This is a genomic window from Antarctobacter heliothermus, assembly GCF_900188425.1.
In the GTDB taxonomy this organism is placed as follows: domain Bacteria; phylum Pseudomonadota; class Alphaproteobacteria; order Rhodobacterales; family Rhodobacteraceae; genus Antarctobacter; species Antarctobacter heliothermus.
On the sequence record NZ_FZON01000010.1, the window covers coordinates 63,028 to 80,253 of the forward strand.

The 17,226-nt window shown below is 62.0% G+C and carries 16 protein-coding genes; 4 read left to right on the forward strand and 12 right to left on the reverse strand.

Going from position 1 to position 17,226, the window contains the following annotated elements; translation table 11 throughout:
* The first annotated feature begins 399 nt into the window (after nucleotides 1-399).
* Entirely contained in the window at nucleotides 400-1,014 is a 615-nt protein-coding gene (locus CHB90_RS07450; RefSeq protein WP_089277233.1) for a hypothetical protein, read from the forward strand.
* A gap of 22 nt (nucleotides 1,015-1,036) precedes the next feature.
* Here CHB90_RS07450 and CHB90_RS07455 read toward each other — a convergent pair whose 3' ends face one another.
* Nucleotides 1,037-2,296 carry a tyrosine-type recombinase/integrase gene (locus CHB90_RS07455; protein ID WP_089277234.1) on the reverse strand — a complete coding sequence of 420 codons (1,260 nt, stop codon included), beginning with the start codon at nucleotides 2,294-2,296 and terminating at the stop codon, nucleotides 1,037-1,039.
* A gap of 349 nt (nucleotides 2,297-2,645) precedes the next feature.
* Here CHB90_RS07455 and CHB90_RS07460 point away from each other — a divergent pair, with 349 nt between their 5' ends.
* Nucleotides 2,646-3,851: an IS256 family transposase gene (locus tag CHB90_RS07460; protein ID WP_089277235.1), complete on the forward strand. Its 1,206-nt coding sequence runs from the start codon at nucleotides 2,646-2,648 to the stop codon at nucleotides 3,849-3,851.
* Between the two features lie 418 nt (nucleotides 3,852-4,269).
* Here CHB90_RS07460 and CHB90_RS07465 read toward each other — a convergent pair whose 3' ends face one another.
* Entirely contained in the window at nucleotides 4,270-4,947 is a 678-nt protein-coding gene (locus CHB90_RS07465; protein WP_089277287.1) for a Crp/Fnr family transcriptional regulator, read from the reverse strand.
* A 67-nt stretch (nucleotides 4,948-5,014) separates the two neighbouring features.
* Complete coding sequence (locus CHB90_RS07470) at nucleotides 5,015-5,674, reverse strand: peroxiredoxin (RefSeq protein WP_089277236.1); 660 nt, start codon at nucleotides 5,672-5,674, stop codon at nucleotides 5,015-5,017.
* A gap of 100 nt (nucleotides 5,675-5,774) precedes the next feature.
* Between CHB90_RS07470 and CHB90_RS07475 the strand changes: the two genes are divergently transcribed.
* The gene (locus tag CHB90_RS07475) at nucleotides 5,775-6,689 is read left to right on the forward strand and encodes a hydrogen peroxide-inducible genes activator (RefSeq protein ID WP_089277237.1); all 915 of its coding nucleotides are present in this window, start codon (nucleotides 5,775-5,777) and stop codon (nucleotides 6,687-6,689) included.
* Nucleotides 6,690-6,758: 69 nt separating this feature from the next.
* Here CHB90_RS07475 and CHB90_RS07480 read toward each other — a convergent pair whose 3' ends face one another.
* The 9 genes from CHB90_RS07480 to CHB90_RS07520 all read right to left on the reverse strand — a co-directional run bounded on the left by CHB90_RS07480 (nucleotide 6,759) and on the right by CHB90_RS07520 (nucleotide 15,807).
* A complete protein-coding gene (locus tag CHB90_RS07480) occupies nucleotides 6,759-7,013 on the reverse strand; it encodes a DUF2798 domain-containing protein (protein WP_089277238.1) in 255 nt (84 codons plus the stop codon).
* 136 nt (nucleotides 7,014-7,149) lie between these two features.
* Nucleotides 7,150-7,635, reverse strand: a complete 486-nt coding sequence (locus CHB90_RS07485) for a bacterioferritin (RefSeq protein WP_089277239.1) — start codon at nucleotides 7,633-7,635, stop codon at nucleotides 7,150-7,152.
* A gap of 48 nt (nucleotides 7,636-7,683) precedes the next feature.
* On the reverse strand, nucleotides 7,684-8,049 hold the full coding sequence (locus CHB90_RS07490; protein ID WP_089277240.1) for a DUF5368 domain-containing protein: 366 nt from the start codon (nucleotides 8,047-8,049) through the stop codon (nucleotides 7,684-7,686).
* Between the two features lie 12 nt (nucleotides 8,050-8,061).
* Nucleotides 8,062-9,363: an NAD(P)/FAD-dependent oxidoreductase gene (locus CHB90_RS07495; RefSeq protein ID WP_089277241.1), complete on the reverse strand. Its 1,302-nt coding sequence runs from the start codon at nucleotides 9,361-9,363 to the stop codon at nucleotides 8,062-8,064.
* A 154-nt stretch (nucleotides 9,364-9,517) separates the two neighbouring features.
* The gene (gene cydX / locus CHB90_RS07500; RefSeq protein ID WP_089277242.1) at nucleotides 9,518-9,655 is read right to left on the reverse strand and encodes a cytochrome bd-I oxidase subunit CydX; all 138 of its coding nucleotides are present in this window, start codon (nucleotides 9,653-9,655) and stop codon (nucleotides 9,518-9,520) included.
* Between the two features lie 13 nt (nucleotides 9,656-9,668).
* Nucleotides 9,669-10,829: a cytochrome d ubiquinol oxidase subunit II gene (gene cydB, locus CHB90_RS07505; RefSeq protein WP_089277243.1), complete on the reverse strand. Its 1,161-nt coding sequence runs from the start codon at nucleotides 10,827-10,829 to the stop codon at nucleotides 9,669-9,671.
* 5 nt (nucleotides 10,830-10,834) lie between these two features.
* Nucleotides 10,835-12,442, reverse strand: a complete 1,608-nt coding sequence (locus tag CHB90_RS07510; RefSeq protein ID WP_089277244.1) for a cytochrome ubiquinol oxidase subunit I — start codon at nucleotides 12,440-12,442, stop codon at nucleotides 10,835-10,837.
* Nucleotides 12,443-12,550: 108 nt separating this feature from the next.
* Nucleotides 12,551-14,146 (reverse strand): amino acid ABC transporter ATP-binding/permease protein, encoded by a 1,596-nt coding sequence (locus tag CHB90_RS07515; RefSeq protein ID WP_089277245.1) that lies wholly within the window; start codon nucleotides 14,144-14,146, stop codon nucleotides 12,551-12,553.
* Nucleotides 14,143-15,807 (reverse strand): ABC transporter ATP-binding protein/permease, encoded by a 1,665-nt coding sequence (locus CHB90_RS07520; RefSeq protein ID WP_089277246.1) that lies wholly within the window; start codon nucleotides 15,805-15,807, stop codon nucleotides 14,143-14,145. Before CHB90_RS07520 ends, CHB90_RS07515 begins: the two co-directional genes overlap by 4 nt.
* A 304-nt stretch (nucleotides 15,808-16,111) precedes the next feature.
* Between CHB90_RS07520 and CHB90_RS07525 the strand changes: the two genes are divergently transcribed.
* Nucleotides 16,112-17,221, forward strand: a complete 1,110-nt coding sequence (locus CHB90_RS07525; RefSeq protein WP_089277247.1) for an isocitrate/isopropylmalate dehydrogenase family protein — start codon at nucleotides 16,112-16,114, stop codon at nucleotides 17,219-17,221.
* Nucleotides 17,222-17,226: the final 5 nt, after the last annotated feature.

Below are 17,226 nucleotides of genomic sequence, written 5' to 3' on the forward strand. Positions count from 1 at the left end.
GCACGGCGCACGAAAGGGAATCGCTCAGGAGCATCGACCACATTCCGACACATATGCTTACCAACAATGGATCGAGCTCGCGTTTTGGCCGCCTGCACTGTGTTGAATTGCAGCTCGAGTGATTGGCACATGGATCGAGGCTTAGCCAAGCACATTGATCGCGCGATGCGATAGTTCGCAGTGATTTATTCTACCCAAGGACGATTGTGTGCGTCCGATCTGGAGGTTGTACCTCGAGCCATCACGCACTGCACAAGAGTTACTAACCGCAGCGTGGAGCAAAGCGGTTCGATCAAATTCGGGATTGGGCCGGTATCGCATGGCGCGAACCGGCGCGCAGATCCCGCGATGCTTTGACTTGCCGAGCGCATCGGCGTCGCGGAACACGAGGAAACTGATATGCCAAAAATATCGAAGGCATTTTTCTATCTGACCGAACTACCGTCTCGCTGGGGGCGCAGCCTCTCCGAGATAGGAGGCTGGGCGCTTGCTGGCCGTTTGAACCTGATGGTGCCTATCTCGCCGGTGAAATACGGCGATCAGACGCTCACTGGGATCGTTCACGTCCCCGCTGAGGATGTCGCGCGATTGTTTCAACCAGATAATCCAGCTCACTATGCATGCGCAGTCTTGCGCTTCATACCGGGAGACGCGCTTGCGCCGATTCACGTGACGGAGCCCTCAGGTGGCATCGAGCTCCGACTGGGCGATTTGCTGCTCGATGCTGAAGAGATCAGTGAATTTGAGCAGGTCAACGATCTGCTGAGCATCGGAAGGCGCAAGGCACAGATCAAGGCTGGCCAGGGCCGTCCGGCTGTTTACGAATGGGAGGACATGCTGGTGGATGTGGTGATCGATCTTGTAGCGAAAGGGTTGCCACCAAGGCAGGAAGATTTCGTCCAGCTGATCCTCGATTGGTTCACCGAAAACAGCGCGGACGGCAAGGTCCCGGACGTCAGCACGGCGCGGAAACGCTGTGCACGGATCTGGTGGCGCCTACAGGATCGGCTCTGATTAATCCCACAGAGGGCTGCGGTCATGCAGTCCTCGACTCTTCATCGCGGGAATGCACAAGTTTTGGCCCGGCACCAATGATGCTGGCGACGGCGTTGACGCCTTCCCTCAACGGCGAATCCATCAGATGGGCATAGCGCTGGGTCGTGGTCATCTGGGTATGCCCCAGAAGCCGACCAATCATTTCTAGCGAGGCGCCGCCGCTCACCAAGAGCGACGCAAAGGTATGACGCAGATCATGGATGCGCACCCCTTCGATTTCGGCTTCCTTCTGCATCTTGAGCCAGAACCGGCGGATTTCCTTTACCGGTTGGCCCGGCGTGTCGCCCGAAAACAGCCAGGGACAACCTTTGGGGACTATCAGCCGCTGTTGCCGAACGAGCTGCGCGACCTCGGCGGAAATCGGGATGCGGTGTATTTTGCGCTGCTTTGTCGTTGCGGCGGGCTTGGACCAGCTGCCAAATTCCAGATTGAAATCCTCGAACCGTGCCGTGCGCACCTCACCCACACGTGCGCCGGTGAGCATGCACATGCGAATCACTGCCGCACCACGCTGGTCTTGTGCGCGCTCCAGTGCTTCTGCGAGACGCTTGATCTCTTTAAGGCTGAGGAACCGCTCACGGCTATTTTCTGGCCGCTCGTAGAATTTCTGTGCCGGGTTGTCGCTGCGCATTTCCCACTCAATCGCAAGATTGAACATCTTGCGCAGCACCTGCCCGAGTCGATTGGCGCGAATGGGCGTCGATTTTACACCTTGCAGCTTGCGCGCTCGATTGTTCGGCTTCTTCTTGTGCGGGCGCGCCCGACCCTTGGCGACTTCGTTGAGCAGCAGCGCGACATCCTGTTTCGTAACTTCCGTCACGAGCTTCGTTCCCCAGGCGGGCTCCACCATCTTGCGCATCATCGACGTGTGGTCGGCCTGCGAGCGTGGTGCCAGACGTGGCAGATGTTCCACAATATAGCGATCAATCAAGTCGCACACCGTGGGCGACGTCCGCTGCAGATCACGCGCGGTATGGGGGTCGATCCCTGCATCAACCTGTCGTCTCAGTTCTTTCGCCCGATCGCGCGCGGCAACGACTGTCCACTCTGGCCACGGGCCGATGCGATAGCGCCGCTGCCGCCCGTTGATCCGGTAGTCCATCGTGAAGGCGCGGCTGCCCGAACGATAAATACGGATCGCGAAGCCTGCTATTTCATTGTCGAAAATCAGATAGTCGCGCCCGGGCTTTGGTGTCGCATCCCGAACGGTTTTCTCATTCAATTTCAATCGACTGCTCATGCGAGCTCCTGTCTTGGACCTGACATAAGGCGTAGAATCGCGCCTCAATCAAGTTCAAGCACGGCGGCTGCTCCGGAATTCAGGAACATACCGGAATAAATGTGGCAAGGATTATTCCGGATGGAGTGTCATCGACCCGGCCTGCTTGGGCGCAGCCTGAAACGTTGCACAGTTCCTCCCCAAGGCCGTAGAGGGCGAGGATGTCGTTAGGGCGAGAAGCGGAAGAGGGTAGCGTCCGAGGACGTGGTGTAATTTCATCGGCGCGGCCGGTGTAGAGTGAGGTGGCCATCGAGGTGTATGATTGAGGTGGAGTTTCGACGCTTCAACCACGAACCACACGGAGACCCCGATGACCAAGACCAACATGGACCTGTCCGAGCTCATGGCCAAGCACGATCAGGGCGATTTACTGCGCAGCATTGCTGAGGCAGTCCTACAACTGATGATGGAGGCCGATGTCGATGGCTTGATCGGTGCCGGACGGCACGAGCGTGCTGAGCAACGCACGACTTGGCGGAACGGTCATCGCGACCGGTCCCTCGAAACCCGGCTCGGGACTTTGAACCTGAAGGTGCCCAAGCTGCGGCAGGGCAGCTACTTTCCGGGCTTTCTCGAAGCCCGCAAGACCTCTGAGCAGGCCCTTGTGGCCGTGATACAGGAGGCGTGGATCAGCGGCGTCTCGACCCGCAAGGTCGACGATCTGGTGCAGGCGATGGGGCTGAGCGGCATTTCCAAGAGCACCGTCTCGAAGCTGTGCAAAGACATTGATGAACGGGTCGGCGAGTTTCTGAACCGACCGCTCAAGGGCGACTGGCCCTATGTCTGGCTTGATGCCACCTATCTCAAGCAGCGCCAGGGAGGCCGCATAGTATCAGTCGCGGCCATAATAGCCGTAGCCGCCAACACAGAAGGCCGCAGGGAGATCATCGGACTGGGGATCGGCCCCTCGGAGGCAGAGACGTTCTGGACGGGCTTTCTGAGGTCGCTCAAGGCTCGTGGTCTCGACGGAGTAAAGCTTGTGATCAGCGACGCGCATACTGGCTTGAAAGGGGCGATCTCACGGGTCTTCGAGGCAACATGGCAGCGGTGCCGCGTTCACTGGATGCGCAACGCCCTGGCCCATGTCTCGAAGGGCCAGCACACGGTCGTGGCCGCCGCGATCCGCCAGGCTTTCGAGCAGCCGGACCGCATTCACGCCGCAGAAACCTGGCATCGCGTGGCGGATCAGGTGCGCTCCCGCTGGCCCAAGCTCGCCGATCTCATGGACGCCAGCGAGCATGATGTGCTGGCCTACATGTCCTTCCCGCGCCAGCACCGCACCAAGTTGCACAGCACCAACCCGATCGAGCGCCTCAACAAGGAGGTCAAACGCCGCGCTGATGTGGTTGGGATCTTCCCGAACGAAGCGTCGATCATGCGCCTGATCGGAGCGGTCCTCTTCGAGCAGAATGACGAATGGCAGACCTCCAGCCGCTACATGATGGTCGAGGCATTCGCCCAGATCGACAAGGAGGAGATCGACCCACTTCTCAGCATAACCACGAAAGCCGCCTGATCATGCCCTCAGGCCATCTCGCAATTTACACCACCTTGACGGACGTGACCGCGAAGAGCGCGGTGTGTGACAGACAGTTTGCCACTTGTCCCAATCCGATTATCGTGATCATCATCGGTCGAGTTTACGTCAGCAATACGTCAACCAACGTATCACATGCCATTACCTGCCGGTGCCGCCTTAACACCGCGAAACACGATGAATGTCGTGAGCCGGATCGGCGTAATTTCAAAGGCTTGTGGCTAAGTGCTTGAAAATAAAATAGTAATTGGAAACAAGGGGTTGTGGCTCATAACCTGAAGGTCGTAGGTTCAAATCCTACCCCCGCAACCAAACTTTCTACAAGATACCAAACACTTGGGCCGCCCTCTGGGCGGCTTTTGTGTTTTTGGTCACTCATAATGTCCGAATTGGGCGCTCACTGTGCTCCCGCTGACCGAACCATTCGTTCCAATCCTGCGCGGCCTACAAGATCGACCCGGCCGCGCGACTGCTCGATCCAGCCGCGTCGATGGAATTCTGCCAGGGTGCGCGAAATCACCTCTCGTGCCGTGCCTAGCTCGGTGGCTAGAAAGGAATGTGTCGCATGAACCACGCCGGTGTCATCCGCGAGGTCCAATAGCCGGGAGGCCAATCGGACGTCCATTTTCTGGAACACGATGTCGTCGACCAAGGTAAAGAGATCGGTTATCCGGCGGGAGTAGGCGGTAAAGACGAACTCCCGAAACACCTTGGAGCGGGCAACCAGGTTGTCGAAGGTTGCGCGGGGTATGACCACTGCGGTCACATCCGTTTCGGCAATCCCGTCTGCCGAGTATTCCTCGAAGGCGAGCATGCAGGCCGTCGTCAATACGCAGCTTTCGCCGGCATGAACGCGATAGAGAAAGACCTCGCGCCCGGTTTCTGACCGTTGCTGAACCCGGACGGAGCCATCCAGCAGCAGCAGCAAGTTGTCTGCGGACTGACCGGGCGCAAAGACCTGCGTGCCGGCCGGAACACTTGCGATCTGGCTACCTCTCGCCAATTCCGCCCGAATGTCCGCAGGGAGCCGTTTCAGGCCCTCGAAACGGTCGATCCAGCTTTCGTCCTTGACCATCTTGTCCACTCCAATCACCCCGCGGTTCCCGACGCGGCAAATGCCCGCCGCGCCGGAAAAGATCAGGTCACAGGGACCTGGTCGAGAAATACCAGTCCTTGGTTTTATAGCCTTCGCCCATGCGCGTCTCGGCTTCAACCGTGGTTTGAGGGGTGGGCACGATCACGTCCTCTCCGGGGTGCCAGTTTTCCGGTGTTGCCACCTTGTACATCTCGGAGGTCTGGAGCGCCTGCACCAGCCGCAGGAATTCATCGACCGAACGGCCGTTGGTCATCGGATAGTAGACCATGGCCCGCAGCACGCCATCGGGGTCGATCACAAAGGTTGCGCGCACTGCCTGGGTGTCCGATGCACCGGGTTGCACCATGCCGTAGGCCTGCGCCACCTTCATGTCGAGGTCGGCGATGATCGGGAAATTGATGTCGACGCCGAAATTCTCCTTGATCGAACGGACCCAGGCGATGTGGGCATAGTGGCTGTCGATCGACAGGCCCAAGAGGTTTGTGTCCAGTTTGGCGAAGTCGTCTGCGCGATTGGCAAATGCGGTGAATTCGGTCGTGCAGACCGGGGTGAAATCTGCCGGGTGCGAGAATAGGATCAGCCATTTGCCGCGATAGTCGGCCAGCGACTTGGTGCCGTGGGTTGTCAGCGCGGTGAAATCCGGCGCGGGTTCATTCAGGCGGGGCAGGGCGATGGCAGGGGTCTGGATTGGGTCGTGGGCGCTCATCTCAAGTCTCCTTGTTTGTGATGAGATAGAGATGCGTCTTTGGTCCTTATAATTGAAATTGATTGATTGATCTTTTGTCATTCAGTAGATCAATCACGAGATGACCACAGTCCGCCAGCTTCGCTTTCTTGCCGCCCTTGCAGACACGCAAAATTTCTCGCGTGCGGCTGAGGCTTGTCATGTCACGCAGCCGACCTTGTCGAGCGGGCTCAAGGAGTTGGAGGCACGGCTGGGCGTGCAGGTGGCCGAACGCAGCAAGCATTCAGTCCTGATGACCCCGGTGGGCATCGAATTGGCAGAGCGCGCGCGCGACATCCTTGCCCGAGTGCAGGATTTCGAGGACCGGGCCGCGCGTGAGGCCACTGCCGGTGCAACGCAGTTGCGTTTGGGCAGCATCCCGACGGTCGGCCCCTTCCTGATGCCGCGGGCCATGCCGCTGCTGCGCGCGGCCTTTCCCGAAATGGCGCTTTATCTGCGCGAGGAACTGACGGATTCGTTGATTGCCGGACTGGTCAGCGGACGGCTGGACCTGATCCTGATCGCCCGACCCTACGATCTGCCACCTCAGGTGGTGTCGGAAGAACTGTTCAGTGACGGCTACCGGCTGGCGACCCCCATGACCCACCCGCTGGCCAATCAGGAGACGGTGTCGGGGGAGGATCTCGCCGAACGGCCTTTGCTGCTACTGGAGCGCGGGCATTGCCTGCAACGCCATGCATTGTCGAGTTTTCCCGCTGTTCGGCTGGATGAAGATCAGAGCTTTGCCGCGACCTCGCTGCCGACGTTGATTGCGATGGTGGAAGAGGGACTTGGGATCACGCTGCTGCCGCAACTTGCGCTCGATGCGGGCGCCACGCGGGGACATCAGGTGCAATTGACAGATCTTCCGCAGGCCTGTCCACGGCAGGTGGGTCTGGCTTGGCGTCGGTCGTCGGCGCAGGCGGGTCTCTTTCGTGCGGTCGCAAGGGAGTTGCGCCGGGCGCGACAGGGACTGGAAGACGCTGCCACGGTGTGACCGCGCGGCGATGTGCTCAGGTGCAACGGGCGGTCGTCGTCTCCAGTTGGGGCACACGCGGCGTCTTTGTCAGGGTTGAGCCCGCCCTTTGCCGGGGACAACCAATCTGCGCAGCACACGGCGCACGAAGGGCGCGACCATCAGGACAGTCGGAAAGGCGAGAGCCCATGACGACAGCCAGGCGGACAGCCAGCTCCAGATGAATCCCGGAACAAGCCCGGTCGCCAGGACCGTCGAAAGACCCGAGATCAAGAAGGACATGAAACACGACAACAGCAAGCCAAAGGCGATGTGCTCAAACCGTGGCGGAATGAAGGGGCGCATGGGGGACTCTTGGACTATGGGGCAGGCCGCGCCAGTGGGCGGGGCCTGTCGTTATGAATGGGTTGATCGGAAAACGCTCCACCCGGGCTGACAGCGGGGCGCTTTTGGTCTGCATTGGCTTTGGCTCGTGCCCGCGTCAGACGTCGGTTTCGTCGCCGAACGAAATCAGCTTGGCGCTGTAGGTTTTCTCTCCCAGACGTTCGATCAGGTCGAGTTGCAGTTCCAGCCAGCCCTTGTGGCCTTCTTCGTCCAGCACGATCTTTTCGAATAGAGTACGGGTGCCGATGTCGCCCAGCTCGGCCGCGTGCATGGCCGCCTTGGAATAGTAGGCAATGGCCTCTTCCTCATCCGCGAGGTCGCCCTTGAACATGGCGGGCAGCGTCTCGGCTGCGGCGGGTGTCTTGTCAAAGCCCAGCTCTGGTTTGGCCTTGAGGAACATCAGCCGTTCCATGAACAGGTCGGAATGGCCCAGTTCCTCGGTCATTTCCTCGCGCATCTGGGCGGCCAGTTTTGTCAGGCCCCAGTCCTCAAGCGTATGCGCATGAAGCTGGTACTGATGCGCTGCGGTCATTTCCATTTTCACGGCACGTTGCAGGTATTCGATGAGCTTTTCGTTGGACATGGTCGGTCTCCTATTGCGTTGGCCATCAGGCTTTGGGGAGGGCGGCGGTCAGTCATGCTCGCCTTTGGTCCGGCCACTGCCGATCAGCGCCTCTGCGGTGTAGACAAGGATCGCCATGCCCACGGCCCCGGCCGCAGCCACGCCCATCAGGACGATGATATCCACCGGTCCGCCCATGTCAGACAGGTGCGAATGGGTCATTGCCATCACGAACCAGACCGCCGCGACGGCGCCGACAGGCATGGACAGTTGCGCCAGCAAGAACTTCTTCCAGCTCACCGATCGGTCGCGGATCAGGACAAAGAGATAGCCTAGCGTCACGATCCCTGCGACGGCGACCATGACCCAAAACAGGCCACGGCCGAAAATCTCCTCAAAGACGGCAAGCAGGGTGCCAAAAGTCATGTCTTTCATGTCGGGTCCTCCTCAGGCGTCGCCGCGCAGCATGGCGTTGTAGGTGGCCTTCAGCGCCACTTCCTTCATCAGCCAGCTGATCCAGAGTTCCTCCAGCGGCGCGATGATGCCGGGGAAGGAGGGAACAAGATTGTTGTGGTAGTCAAATTCGACCAGCATGGCGCGGCCGATCCGGGTGATCATCGGGCAAGAGGTATAGCCATCGTAGCTGGCGGTGCCTTCCTTGCCCTGAATGCCGGCGATGATGTGATCCTCGACCACCGGCACCTGCCATTTCACGCTTGCCGCTGTCTTGCCCTTGGGCACGCCCGCCACGTCGCCCAGGGCGAAAATCTCCGGGTGGCGCAGGTGGCGCAGGGTTTGCATGTCGGCCTCGACCCAGCCCTGATCTGTCCACTTGTCAGCCCAGCTGAGGCCAGAGGCGCGGATGAAATCGGGCGCGCGCTGGGGCGGGATGACGTGCAGGTAGTCGTAGTCGACGTCCTCGGTGCCGGTTTCGGTGGCAAACGTGGCGCGCTTCTTGCCTGCATCCACCGCAGTGAGGGTGCGTTTCATCATCGTGTCGACGCCGCGATCCTCAAACAGCATCCGCACCTTTTCGGCTACGATGGGCACGCCGAAAAGCGACGCCTGCGGCGCAGCGTAGACCATGTTCATCTTGCCCGCGTTGCCCGCACGGCGGGCAATGTCGTCAATCAGAAAGGTATGTTTCAGCGGCGCGCCAGCGCATTTCATCTCTGTCGCGGGGCGGGTGAAAATCCCGGTGCCGCCGTCTTCGGTGAACTTTTGCGCCGCTTTCCATGTGCGTGCGGCGTGGTCCGGCCCCCCGTAGAGCGCGCCAATGCCGTTTTCGCCGATCATGTCGGTCGAAAAGCCGTCGATGGCCGCATAATCAAGAACCAATCCGGGGGCGAGAACCAGCCAGTCATAGGTGACGGTCTGGCCGTTCTCTGTCTCCAGCGTCTTGGCATCGGCGTTCACCGACGCGACCTTTTCAGCGACCCATTCAATGTCCCGTGGCAGCCAATGGCTTTCGTCCGAGGTGACATAGCTGGCTGGTTTCAAGCCAGTTGCCACAAGTGTCAGGCCGGGCTGATACAGATGCGTCGTGCGTGGGTCGATGATGGTGATCCGCGCGCCCTTGAGCCGTCGTGTCAGCCGGTTGGCCAGCGCGGTGCCTGCAGCGCCCGCGCCGACGATGACGATATGGGCCGAGGTTGCCACCTGTGCCCGCGCCGGTCCGGCGGCGGTCAGCGGCACCGAGGCCGCAGCGCCACCAAGGGCGGCGAGGCTCAGGAATTCTCTGCGTTTCATCTGTCTTTCCCTCCTGATCCAAAGACACGCGCGGAATGCCCGGCGCGAGTCGGTATACGGCTGTCTACACCCGCGACCGTCGGAGGCTTGGTGACTTGGTCACACAGGCATCGTGCAAATAAAAAGGCCGGTGTTGCCACCGGCCTTTTTCCCGTCAGCCGTCGATGGCGCCGGGCTGTTCCTCGTCCTCGCCGGCCAGCACCCTGTCGCGCTGCAGCTCTAGCCACATGGCGTTCATGACGGCAAAGATCGCGGCGAGCGGAAGGCCTAGAAGCCAGGCAAAATACCACATGTCGTGTTCCTTTTCAGTAGCTGTGGCCAGAGCCGGTGATGTCCTCTTCGGTCACCTTGCCCCAGAGCACTTTGTAGACCCACGCCGTGTACAGCAGGATCAGCGGCATAAAGATTGCCGTGACCACCAGCATGATGAACAACGTCAGGTGCGATGATGAACTGTCCCAGACGGTCAGGGACGAGGTCGGTGAGATCGACGAGGGCAAGATAAAGGGGAACATCGTCAACCCAACGCTGGAGATCGCGCCGAAGATGCCCAGCTTTGACCACAGCAGGGTGGACAGCTCTTTGCCCGACCGCAGGCCCAAGACGGCCAGCACCATGCCTAACAGGCCCAGCAGCGGCGCGATGGCGATCCACGGCCGTGCCGCATAGGCGGCAAGCCATGACCCGGTGCGCGCGACCTCAGAGTAGAGGGGATTGGACGGGCCGTCGGTGACCACGTCACCGACAATCGCGTAACCCTTGATGCCCACGGCCAGCCACAGACCGGCCAACAGATAGCCAGCGATGGTGACCACCCCGGTCACGGTGCCGTAGCGCCGCGCGCGGTCGGCCACCGGTCCCTCGGTCTTGAGCGACAGCCAGGCCGCGCCATGTGTGACCAGCATGGCCAGCGACACGATCCCGGTGAGCAAGGCAAAGGGGTTCAGCAGGCCGAAGAACTTGCCGTAAAAGCTGCCCTCATAGCGCGAGAACAGTTCCGGCGTCAGTTCAAACGGAACGCCTTGCAGCACGTTGCCCACGGCCACGCCAAAGATAAGTGCCGGAACCGCGCCACCTACAAAGAGCGCCCAATCCCAACTGCTGCGCCAGCGGGGGTCTTCGCGCTTGGACCGGTATTTGAAGGCCACGGGGCGCAGGATCAGCGCGGCGAGAACGGTGAACATCGCAAGGTAAAACCCGCTGAACGACACCGCGTAGAGCGGCGGCCAAGCGGCAAAGATCGCGCCGCCCCCAAGGATGAACCAGACTTGGTTGCCTTCCCAGACCGGGCCGACGGTGTTGATGGTCAGGCGCCGCTCGACGTCGGTCTTGCCGACAAAGGGCAGCAGCGCGCCCACCCCCATGTCGAACCCGTCCGTCAGGGCAAATCCGATCAGCAGGACGCCCAGTAGCAGCCACCAGATGACCCGCAGCACGTCGTAGGAGAGAAGTTCATAAAGGATCATGTCATTTACTCCGCAGGGGTGGCCGGGATCTGGCCGTCATGGGTACGCAGGCGATGTTCGTGCCGCGCCTCCCAGCTTTCGGTTTCTTCGACATCCTCGGTGGGGCCGCGACGGATGTATTTCAGCATCAAGCCCATCTCGACGACGAACAGCACGGTGTAGAAGATCATGAACCCCGCCAGCGTCAGCAGCAGATCCTGCACGCTGAGATGGCTGACCGACAGCGCGGTGGGCAGCACGCCGTCCACCGTCCAGGGCTGGCGGCCGTATTCCGCGACGAACCAGCCCAGCTCTGCCGCGATCCACGGCGCGGGGATGATCAACACCGCAATGCGCAGCGCCCAGCGTGGATAGTTTTGTTGCCGGAAGGAGGAACACCAGAAGAAATAGGCCATGACAGCGATAAAGCCAAAGCCAAGGCCGACCATCACACGAAAGGCCCAGAACAACGGCAACACGCCGGGGATGGTATCCTCGGCCGTTGTGGCGATCTGTTCGGGCGTGGCGTCGCGGGGATCATCCATGTAGCGCATGAGCAGTAAGGCAAAGCCGAGGTTTTCGGAATGCGCCTCAAAGGTCTCGCGCACATCGGCCGGGGTGGCGTCACGCTCTTCGCGGATCGTCATCAGGGCGTCGTAGGCCTTGATCCCGCTTTCGATCCGCTCCTCGGCTTCGATCACCAGGTCATTGATGCCGGGGATCTCCTGCGTCAGGGAGCGCGTGCCGATCAGACCCATGACCCAGGGCACCTCGACCGCATAGTGGGTCTCACGCGCCTCCACATCTGGGATCCCGACAAGGGTAAACGGCGCAGGGGCGTCATGCGTTTCCCACATGCCTTCTATCGCGGCGAGTTTCATCTTCTGGGTGTGGCTGGCGGAATAGCCGCTCTCATCCCCCAGCACGACGACTGACAGGGCCGCGGCAAGTCCAAAAGAGGCAGCCACGGCGATGGATCGCCGGGCCAGCGCCGTGTGTCGTCCCTTGAGCAGATACCAGGCAGAAACGCCCAGAACAAAGACCGAGGCGGTGACATACCCGGCGGACACCGTATGGACGAATTTTGCCTGCGCCACTTCGTTGAACAACACGTCAAAGAAAGAGGTCATCTCCATCCGCATCGTGTCCGGGTTGAACCGGGCCCCTACGGGGTTCTGCATCCAGCCGTTGGCGATGAGAATCCAGAGGGCCGAGAAGTTCGACCCGATGGCGACCAGCCAGGCGACGATCAGGTGCCCCACCTTCGACAGTTTGTCCCAACCGAAAAAGAACAGGCCGACAAAAGTCGCTTCGAGGAAGAAGGCCATCAACCCCTCGATCGCCAGAGGCGCGCCGAAGATGTCGCCGACATAGTGGCTGTAATAGCTCCAGTTCATGCCGAACTGAAATTCCATGGTGATGCCTGTGGCGACGCCAAGGGCAAAGTTGATCCCGAACAGGGTGCCCCAGAATTTTGTCATCTGCCGCCAGATCGGTCGGCCCGTCATGACATAAACGGTCTCCATGATCGCAACGAGGATCGACAGACCCAGCGTCAGCGGCACGAAGAGAAAATGATACATCGCTGTCATCGCGAATTGCAGGCGAGACAGCTCGACAATATCGAGCTCCATTTCGAATTCTCCTTTGTCCGCCGGGGCGCACGACTCGGGTGCCCCCCATATAAAGCTCAATTACCGAAATATGTTTTGCAAGGACGGTGACTTCGTCACCAAGCGGACTCAGAGCATGGCAGCCCTGTCAAAAACGGGATGGTCCGCGCCCCGATGCAGCGCGGCAAGAATGGCGGCCTCTGGCAGGAACCGGCGGACTCCGTTCAGAACGGCGTTGGCCGTTTCGGCATCCAGCCCCTCTGTCGGCTCATCCAGGAGCAGGATTTGCGGCCTGCGCAATAGGGCCCGTGCAATGGCAAGGCGACGGGCCTGCCCCCCGGACAGGCCAGAGCCACCCTCACCCAGCATCGCGTCCAGGCCGCCCCTTTGACGAACATGCTCTGCGAGCGAGACAGCGTCGAGAACTTCCCAGAGGTCTGCTTCGTCTGCGGGACCGGCAAGCGTCAGGTTGTCGCGCAGGGTTCCCGCGATCAGCGCGGACCGCTGCGGCAGCATGGCAAGACGGTGTCGCAGGTCGGTCTCATCCATGTCGGCGGGCGCGACGCCGTAGATCAGCACACCTTCCGCGGGCTCCAACCCCGCTATTTGCAAAAGCAGCGTGGTCTTGCCAGAGCCGGAGGGGCCGGTCAGCGCTACCGCCTCACCCGGACCAAGGGTGAACGCGGCTTTGGGTGTTGCGACCGTCAGCAACGGGGTGCCGGGCAGGGTCTGGGGCGCGCGCGCGGATTTCGCCGCGTCCTCTGATGTGACCATCACCCGCGCTGCCGCATCTGCCATCCGACCAAGCTCGACGATGCCGCGTCGCAAAGGCAAAAGCGTCTCGGCGAGGGCGAGAGCGACGAAAAAGCCGATCGCGGCTTGCGCCGGGTCGATGACCCCCGACGACAGCAGCATTCCCCCGGCGACCAGCGCGCCCGCAGCCGCCAGCGCAACGGTCACGGCAAGGGCCAGCCCCGCGTGGCGTTCGACGCGGTCGAGCCGCGCCGTTGCCGCACGGGCCTGCGTGTCGATCCCTGTCAGCCGGTTCTCTGCGTCGCCCAGCCCGCCGGACAGGATCAGCGCCTCGCGGTCGCGGATCATGTCGATCACCCCGCGACTCAGGATTTGCGCCTGCGTTTCGGCCTCTGCCGCCGGGGCCATCGCCCTGCGGCCCAGCCAAGTGAGGACAGCAATTGCCGCCACGAGGTATGTGCCCAGGATGACAGCGGCGACCGCCCAGCCGATCAGCCAGACCAGCGCCACAAAAACCGCAACATGGGCCAAGGCCCCGGCCAGCACCGGCAGCACAAAGCGCAGCACCAGACCGTCCAGCGCATCCACGTCCGACACAATGCGGGTCAGGACACCTTCGCCACGCAGCCGCGCCAACGCCCGACCGCCCATCCGCGCGTGGGCACGCAGCAGGCTCACCCGCAGGGCGGCCAACGCCCGCAGCGTGGCATCGTGGGTCAGCAGCCGTTCGCCATAGCGCGCCGCCGTGCGGCCAAGGGCCAGAAAGCGGACGCCGGCAGAGGGCCGGAACACATCAAAGGCGATGCCGATTCCGGCCAGTCCGGCGATCCCGGTTGCGGTGATGAACCAACCCGACAGGCCCAGTAGCGCCGCCCCCATCAAAAGGACCACCACCGACAGGGCCGCACCCTGGGCCATCGCCCGTGGTGCGGCGCCCACAAGCAGGCGCAGGGCGTGCAGAAGCGGCCTCATGCGCCCACCTCCACACGTCGGCCCATCGCCTTGGCAAGCCGTGGGTCATGGGTGGCCACGATCACCGTATGCCCGTCGGCGTTCAGCCGCAGCAGGGCGGCGATGACGCGATCTGCGGTCACATCGTCCAGGTCCGCAGTAGGCTCATCTGCAAGGATCAGGTCGCCCCCGGCGAGGATGGCGCGCGCCACCATCAGGCGCCGCGCCTCACCGCCCGAGATGCCGCCGCCGGTCTCGCCCAGACGTGTCTTCAGGCCGTCCGGCAGGGGCGCAACAATGCCCGTGGCCTCTGCCATGTCCAGCGCGGGCCCGGGATCGGCCCCTTGGGGCGAGAGCCAGTCGCACAGCGCGATGTCAGGGAAATGCACCCGCTGCGGGATCATCGCGATCCGTGCCCGCCACGCGTCTGCCGTGTCCGCGCCAAGTGGCTGACCGCAGACCTCTATTCGCCCAGAGGCCAGCGGCACCAGCCCCGCGATCGCCGCCAATGCGGTTGATTTTCCCGCGCCGCTGGGTCCGGTCAGGGCCAGTGTCTCTCCGGCGTCCAGAGACAGATCGGGCAGGCGTATCTGTCGTCCCGGCAGCGACGCGACAGCCCCGGTGCTGCGCAGGTGGAACACCCCGTCAAGCGGCGCGGCGCGTTCCCCGTGGCCGACCAGCTCTGCCCGCTCCGCCCTGTCCAGTGCATCCAGTTCCTCGACCACCGCATAGCCTGCCGCTCTGTCATGCCAGGCGGTGGCAAGGTCGCGCAGCGGCTGAAAGAACTCTGGCGCGATCAGCAGAAGAAAGATCCCTTCGCCGACCGTCAACGGCGTGCCCCACGACCCAAAGGTGACTTCGCCCAGCAGCGTGAAGCCGACAAAGACCGCCACCATCGCCACGCCAAGCGCCGCGAACAGCTCCAGCACGGTGGACGACAGGAAAGCGATGCGCAGAACGGCCATGGTGCGCTCGCGCAGCCCCTCGGCCCGCGTCTCGAAATCCTTGGCCGCCCTGTCCGTCGCGCCCAGCAACCGGATGTCGGTCATCGCCGAGAGCTGATCCAGCAACATGTTGTTCATGGCCCCGATTTCGACCATCTGCTTGCGCGAGGCGTCCTCTGCCGCCATGCCGACCAGCGCCATGAAGACCGGGATCAGCGGGCCTGCCACCAGCAGGGTCAGGCCGACGACCCAGGAGAGCGAAAAGGACAACAGCAGGAACAGGACCGGCAGCACCGAGACGCGAACCATCGCGACGTGATACCGGGTGATCCACGGTTGCAACACTGGCACCTTCTGCACCGTGAGCGCGGCGATCGAGGCAGAGCCCGTCCCGGCCGGACGCCGCGCCTCACGCCGCAGAATCGCCGCACGCTCCCGCGCAACGGTCTTGTCAGCCGCCCGGAAAAGGAACGCGCCCGAGCGATGATCGAGAATAGCCCGCAGCCCGCCAAGGGCGGCAAAGAGCGCAGCTGCCAGAATCGTGCCACCAAGGTCCTGTGTCCCGGCGACCCACCCGGAAATCGTCCATGCGATCACGGCAGCCTGCACCGGCCACAGCATCCCGGCCAGAACCGCCAGCCATCCCGCGCGGTTCAGATCCCGCGAAACAGGCGCAATAATCCGGTCTTTTGCGCGCTGCTTCGGACTGTTTTTATCCTGTGTTCCGGGTCTTGTCATCGTCTCTCACGGCGCGGGTTTGCCAGCATTCGATAAATGCACAGGCCCCCTAGCACGGCACGCCGACGGCTGCGACAGGCCAGTCTGTCGCGAAAGCGCCCCGCGACGCAGAACCGGTGGCTTTGGCCAACCACGTCCCTGCCTCGCGTCGATGAGCGGGAAAAGCCTTGTCGCCTTGGAAGGAAAGGTGGCTTAAACGAATATCAAGAGCGATACGAGAACGCGACAGGCGCTGCGGTCTTACCGTGTGGGGGCTATTGGATATGCTCAAATCACTCTTTTAACTCAAGTGGTGGAGCTTGGAATGACGAACACATGCAGGGTCGCGGTCATCAAGGGTGACGGAATCGGCAAGGATGTCGCAGACGCGGCGCTGGAGGTGGCGCTTGCCGCGACCTCACGCGTTGAGGGGTGCGCCCTCACCTTTGAAGAGACCCTGGCCGGGGCGGGCTACTACGCTGAAACCGGGCAGGACATCGAACCGGGCGGCGAAGTGCGGGTCGGAGAGGCGGATGCCATCTTTCTGGGGGCCATCGGACTGCCCGCCATACGCCACGCTGACGGAACAGAAATCAGCCCGCATCTGAGGCTGCGGGACCGCTATGGCCTGTATGCCGGTGTGCGCCCGGTCAAGGCCTATCCCAACGCGCCGCAACGGCTGGCGGATCCGCGGGCGGCGGGCATCGACATGGTGATCCTGCGCGAGTCCACCGAAGGATTGTTCTATTCCGCCGCTGTCCACAATCGCAGCCAGATCATCGGAGACACAGAGGTGCGCGACACGCTGCGCATCACCCGCACAACGACGGAGAAACTGCATCGGTTCGGGTTTCGCCTTGCCGAGAAACGCAAGGAACGTGGCAAAAGCGGGCGGTTGACCTGTGTCGACAAGGCCAATGTCTTTGCCTCCATGGCGTTTTTCCGCAAGATCTTTGACGAAATCGCGCCCGAGTTTCCGGGGGTACAGGCGGATTATGCCTACGTCGATGCACAGGCGCTGAATCTGATCCGCAACCCGTGGGACTATGATGTCATGGTCATGGAAAACATGTTCGGCGATATCCTGTCCGATCTGGCGGGTGGTCTGGTCGGCGGGATGGGGATGGCCTCATGCGCTGAGATCGGCGATGAGACGGGTCTGTTTCAGCCCGCTCATGGCAGCGCGCCGGACATCATGGGGCAGGACAAGGCAAACCCGTTGGCGGCGATCCTCTCGGCGGCCCTGATGCTGGAATACCTGGCGGAAAAGACGGGAAATGCGCGGTTCGACGAGGCGGCGCTGTTGATAGATGGGGCCGTTCAGGCCGGGTTTGAGGCCAATGCCCTGCGCCCGATGGAATTTGGCGGTGACATGGGGACACGGGCCGTCACGACAGAGATCCTGTCACGGGTGACGGCCCGCGTTTCGGTCTAGCGACC